This is a genomic window from Acidobacteriota bacterium, from assembly GCA_040752915.1.
GTDB lineage: Bacteria > Acidobacteriota > UBA4820 > UBA4820 > DSQY01 > JBFLVU01.
This window is the reverse complement of record JBFMHB010000111.1, coordinates 1-5,735: the sequence shown is the minus strand read 5'-3', so window position 1 is coordinate 5,735 and position 5,735 is coordinate 1. Positions and strand designations below refer to the sequence as shown.

General features: G+C 68.8%; 3 protein-coding genes. All 3 read right to left on the bottom strand.

The window, feature by feature from the left end:
• Positions 1-161: 161 nt before the first annotated feature.
• The gene (locus AB1824_12955) at positions 162-1,451 is read right to left on the bottom strand and encodes an outer membrane beta-barrel protein (protein MEW5765869.1); all 1,290 of its coding nucleotides are present in this window, start codon (positions 1,449-1,451) and stop codon (positions 162-164) included.
• Between the two features lie 221 nt (positions 1,452-1,672).
• A complete protein-coding gene (locus AB1824_12950) occupies positions 1,673-2,890 on the bottom strand; it encodes a nucleotidyltransferase family protein (protein MEW5765868.1) in 1,218 nt (405 codons plus the stop codon).
• 478 nt (positions 2,891-3,368) lie between these two features.
• Complete coding sequence (locus tag AB1824_12945; GenBank protein ID MEW5765867.1) at positions 3,369-5,405, bottom strand: hypothetical protein; 2,037 nt, start codon at positions 5,403-5,405, stop codon at positions 3,369-3,371.
• Positions 5,406-5,735: the final 330 nt, after the last annotated feature.

Genomic DNA, 5,735 nt, shown 5'->3' with positions numbered 1-5,735 from the left:
AGCGGCCCTTGCTTGCAAGGGCCGGCCTTTCGGCCGATGCGAGCATCGGCCGCTACGCAGGTCCGCCTCTGCCGTCTCGCGTCTCACGTTCTGCACCAGGCGGAGAGCATGAAGGGGGCGCCGGTGACCCGGCGCCCCCGAGGTGTTTCCTGGAAACCCGTTTACCAGCCGAGCATGGCCTGCAAGATGATGCGGTTTTCCTTGTACGTATAGGGCCGGTGGACGCCCGCCACGTCGTAGTAGCGGATGTTGCTGTTGCGGTCCTCGTACTGGTAGTTGGCGCGCAGGCTGAACTGCTTGGTCAGGTGGAAGCCCAGCTCTCCGTAGAGTCGGCTGATCTTGTCCTTGCGGTCCTGGCCCTGGGTCAGGAAGAACTCCAGGTTGGTGGGCATTCCCGTGCCGAAGACGTCGGCCCGGACATTCTCGGGGTAGGCGTTCTCCTGGTAGAGGTAGCCCGCGGTCCAGAAGAAATACCGGGACACCTGCTGCTGCAGCTGGAACCGGCCCGAGGTGGCCGTGTAGTAGTTGTTCACGTTGTAGGCGGACTGGTAGGCCTTCCGGCCCAGGAGCAGGTCCACCTTGAAGGCCTCCACGGGCTGCCAGCCAAGGCCCACGTCCGCCACGAGGCCGTCGAACTCGGAGAAGTCGTTGTCCTTGAAGCTCATGGTGCTGTAGCCGACCTTGGCGAAGCCGGAGAAGGACTCCTTGTGGGCGCCCTCCCAGCCGGTCATGAGCGTCCACTGGGAGTACTTCTTGTTGAGGTTCGTGTAGAGGAAGAGGTCCGCGGGCTTCTCCTTCGGGTCGCTGGCCACGTACTCCAGGGTGGAGACCCACGCGCTGGCCGGGCTCAGGGAGCGCTTCCACTTCAGGCCGCCGCCCACCTGGTCGTAGTTGTAGAAGGGGCGCGCCTCGTTGTCCTCGGTGAAGCGGACCGTGTTGTAGGTGCCGAAGAGCCCCAGGGTGTCGAGCTGGGTCACGGGCATCTCGTAGCCGAGCTCCACCTGGTTGCGCCGGAAGGGCACGTCACCGAAGACGCGCTCGTAGCCGGGGTCGAACTCCAGCACTTCCTGGACGCCCCGGATGAAGTGGTTGTTGAAGGTGAACTTCCCGCCCTTGCCGGCGCTGAAGTTGCTCTTGAAATCCACGTTGTAGCTGTTGTGCGAACTCAGGTCGAAGTCCTGGTAGTCCTTGTACTGGTACCCGAGGTCCAGCCGGACGTAGCTCTCCTGGAAGGGAAACTCGAAGCCGAGGGTGGGCCGGAACAGCCAGTAGCTGTCGCTCACCTCGCCCAGGGGCATCGAGCCGTCCTGGAGAAAGACGTTGTCGGTGTGAGAGTAGACCGCCTCCACCGACGGGTAGAAGATCGCGTTCCCCATGGGAATTCCCTCGCCCGCCCAGAGTCCGACGGACATCAGGGAGAGCGCCGCTACAGCCAAAATCGTCTTTTTCATGCTCACAACCCCCAAAGGGTACACGTCGCAACTTGCCTGTTACCTTATAACATACCCATCCGGCGACCACAAGTCAAGGGTCCGTCTCAATGTTTCTTGGATAACCTGTTGCGGAATCTGCACAATTATCGGGCACCCCCACGCCTCAGAGTTATGGAAACCCCACCCGAGACACGATTTCCCAGCACAATCATTAGGTATGTACGCCACGCGACGGCACTCTATTCCCTGGACCCCAGGCCGAGCCGCTCGCCCCCCCACCGGAGGAGCTTCCACCCCTGGTCCCCCCAGCGATACGGGTACAGGAGGAGGACCGGCCAGCGCCCCTTCTCGGGGTACCGCTCCCTCAGGTAGGCCCGGGAGGGCACCGCGATGCGCCAGGCGGCCTTCAGCGCCGAGGCCGGCCCCGGACCGTGCCAGAGCCGGCCGAGCAGGCGCTGGGTCAGCGCCGAGCGGGGCGAGAGGCCGAGGACCGCGCCCTTCTCGGCCCCGGAGAGAGCGGAAAGCACCCCCTCAGGCGCCGAAACGCCCAAGGCCGCCTCGAGGGCCCTCAGGCCCACAACCACGGCCCCCGAGAAGCCCGAGGCCCTCGAGAGATCCACGAGGCGGTTCCAGTCGAAGGCTAGCCCTTCCCTTTCCAGGACGGCCCGAAGGTCGAAGGCCACCCCGGCCTTGGGAGGCTCCCCCGCGTGCTGGTCCCAAATGTGGGCGCAAAGGTGCACCACGAGCGCCTCGGGAGCCAGCCCCTCCAGAGCAAGGCCCCGCCACGCGTAGGACCGGCGCCCCTCCAAGAGACGGACCGCCCCCCCCGCCCAGCGCGAATCCCGCGGCGAGACCACCAGGGCCCCGTGGACCTCCACCGGAAAGCCCGTGCCCGGCGCGTGGAGGTCCGGCAGGTGCTGGCTCAGGACCCATTCGTCCATGGGGATGCCCTGTTTCCCGGGCCGGAAGCCGGCCTTTTCCAGGAGGCCGAAGGCGCTCTCCGCCTCCGTCGTAGACGGGAAGAGCACGTCGAGGTCCGTCAGGGGCCGCAGGTGCGGCTCCGGGTAGTACCGGAGGGCCAGGTCCGCCCCCTTGAGGAGAACCGGCCTCAGCCCCGCCCCGGCGAAGAGGCCCAGGACTTTGGCGATCTCCTCCCAGGCCCCCGTCCACCCCGCACGGTAGGCCGTCATGCGGGCCTCGGCCGCCCTCCGCGCCCCTTCGGGCAGGGTCTCCAGCGTCCCGGCCTCCCGCCACGCCCGGTAGGCCAGCGGGAAGAGGCCGTTACCCTGGAGGTCCCGCAGGAACGCCTCCCAAGTCTCCGCGTCCCCCGCCCATTCCCCCGCCGAGCCCGGCCGCTCCACCGCCCCGATCAACCGGGGCCAGTGAGGGGGGAGGGAGGTTCTTCGGGACGCCAAGTCCTTGTGGGAGGCGTCGCCAGACGCCGATCTTATCGTCATTCGGGACTCTTGAAGCGATAAGGCCACGCTTCAGGGACGTTGACCAGCCCTGCACGAACTGGATTCTGCAGGATGTACGTCAAAATGTCTCGCAGGTCATCCTCGGACCGGATGGCATGCTCGTAGTAACCCTCCTGCCAGAAGGACCCCGCACCCCCCAAGAAGGTTGTTGATCCTCCTGCCCGTAAATTTCGAGAACGAGGCCATCTCCTGAGCCAAGGATCCTCTATTCAGGCGCAGGAGCAGATGAAAGTGGTCGGGCATGAGAACGAAGCCGTGAACGTCCCAGGACATTTTCTCTCTCCGATGATGCATTGCGTCCATGATGATTCTTGCGGCCTCGGGGCCGAACAGGGAGGTCGGATGAAAAGCCGGCCATCGGCCCTCGGTGCATTTCATGATGGCGTAACATATGCCTGGTGCATCGTACCGCCCTTTTCGAAGAGAAACGGAATGCGGACAGGTCAACTTTCAGAACCTACTTGGGATGAGTACGCCCCACTGGATGGAGATCGGCGTCTGGCGACGCCTCCCACAGACCCGGGACGCCGCCCGCCCGCTCCCACTCCTCCACCAGGGCGCGGCGGAACTGGGCGAAGGTCCACCCGCGGCCGCGGGCTTTCCAGTACTCCCCGGCGATGGCTTCGGCGGCGCCGGGGAAGCGGGAGAGGACGGCCTCGGCGCGGGGCCCCAGGGCGTCGAGGATCCGCCCGTCGAGGATCCCCTCCCTGAGCGCTTCGAAGGGGACGGTGTCCAGGCGCCCTCCCCGGCCGTCGGGGGCCGCGAGGGCGTCGTGGCGGATGATGGGGCCGGCCCAATCGTCGGCGGTGCCTTCCCTCGACGGCGCGTGGCAGAAGACCCACAATCCCGACAGGCCCGGGGCGCGACAGAGAAGCCCCGCCCAGACCCGGTTGAAGAAGGGGTCCTCCCGCAGGCCCTGGACGTACACGTACCGCTTCGGAGCGGGCAGGCCGGGCGCCGCCCGCACCAGGTTGGGCGGAACGGAAACCCCGTCGAGGAGGGAGGCCAGCCTGAGCGAGTTGGGCCAAGCCAGGGCCGCCCAGGGCTTGAGGCCCCGGGCGCGCAGGGCGGCCGCGCGGGTCCTGGCCGCCTCCACGGCCCCAACCGAGGCGGGCTCGTCGCAGGCGTACCCCCAGGCGGTCTCCCCCTCGGGCACGGCCTCGGGGCGGAGCGCCCAGGTCCCGTCCACGCCCGAAGCCTCCGCCGCCTTCTGGAAGCGGCGCCACCCCTCGGCCTCCGAGGCGGGGCAGGTGGCCGCCGTGATCCCGTGGGCCGCCAGGTTCAAGAGGTCCGCCTCCCAGCGGGAGGGCTCCTTCTCCAGGTAATACACCGCCGCCAACCTCGACGGCGGCGGCAGGGCCGGAGCCGCGGTCACCCTCCAGGGGATCGTGCCCAGGAGATGACCGTCGCGGAAGATCTTCAACGGGACCGTGATGTCCCCGTTGGAGCGAGGAGGCGCTTGCCCTTGCCTTAACCGGGGAATCCGCCCCCGCACGTAGAGGCGCAAGGGTTCGCCGGCCGGATCGAAGCCCTCCGGGGGCTGGGGAAAGAGGCGGTCCCCCACCAGCACGTCGCCCATCCCCGCCGCCACCCGGACAGGGAAAATCGCGTCGATCTCCTCGCGGGTCCCCGACTGCCACCAGAAGTCCACGCGGAACACCTCGACGCCCTCGAACCCCGGTCCCGCCTCGGCGCGCACCCGGCCTTCCCCCGGCGGTACCTCCAGCCAGGCCGTCACCATCTCCCCGGAGGGCGCGGCGTCCTCGCAGGCCGAGGCGCCTTCCCCCGGAGGGATCCAGGGCCGCGTGTCGTAGGGAGCCAAGGCCCTGGGCCCCGTCTCCGCCTTCGGGGGATCGGGAGCGGGGCGCAGGTCCCGCCCCTCGCCGCCCCAGCGCCACGAGGCGGGCCCCGGCGAGGAGTGGCCGAGGGATTCCTGGGCATGGCGGCCGCCGCGGATCTTGCGGCCCCGCAGAACCTCCACGCGGAGCGGGGATCCGGGGCCCTTGAGCCAGGGCAGGAGCCACTCCCCGGTCCAGGTGGCCCCGAAGAGGCGGTCCGCGCCCTCCCAGGGCGGCGCGGAGACCGGCAGACCGTCCCCGCTCAGAACCGTCCGGTAACCCCCCGGGGCCAAAACGAAAAGAGCCGCCGATTCCGGCGGCCCCACGCGTACGGCCATCCAGTCCCCCAGAACCACCTCCTCGGGAGGCGTCCATGGCAGGGGTCGCAAGAGTCCCGCCCCGCGGTCCGGCTCGGTGGACAGGAGCGCCACGTAGAGGCCGCCGGGGCAGGCCAGGGCGTAGGCCCGGACGGACCCGTCCGGGGCCCCCGTCACGGCATCGTAGACGGGCAGGGCGTCCGCCCCGAAGAGGAAGGCCTCCCGAGGGTCCCCGTCCACCGTCACGGCCCAAGGCGCGGCCGGCAGGGTGATTTCTTCCGCCGCAGTCGCCAGCGAGCAGACCAGAAGCCCTAAAGCCAATCCAAGACGACGCTTCATGCCCTCGAGATCCCTCCCGGAAGCCCCTCGGCCCATGCGAGCGTCGGCCGCTACAAGGTTCTGTGGCGCGGCCGCCCTCGGCTTCTGTGGCGCGGCCGCCCCCGGCCGCGACCCCTCAGCATACCCTTGGCGGGCGAGGCGCCCGCCCCACAGGTTCATGGGGGTTTGTGGCGCGGATGCCCCCGGCCGCGACCCCTCAGCATGCCCTTGGCGGGCGAGGCGCCCGCCCCACAGGTTCATGGGGGTTTGTGGCGCGGATGCCCCCGGCCGCGACCCCTCAGCATGCCCTTGGCGGGCGAGGCGCCCGCCCCACAGGTTCATGGGGGTTTG

Excerpts from the sequence above, each read along its gene's own strand:
- AB1824_12955 (MEW5765869.1), bottom strand. The coding sequence starts at position 1,451 with ATGAAAAAGACGATTTTGGCTGTAGCGGCGCTCTCCCTGATGTCCGTC.
- AB1824_12950 (MEW5765868.1), bottom strand. The coding sequence starts at position 2,890 with ATGACGATAAGATCGGCGTCTGGCGACGCCTCCCACAAGGACTTGGCG.
- AB1824_12945 (MEW5765867.1), bottom strand. The coding sequence starts at position 5,405 with ATGAAGCGTCGTCTTGGATTGGCTTTAGGGCTTCTGGTCTGCTCGCTG.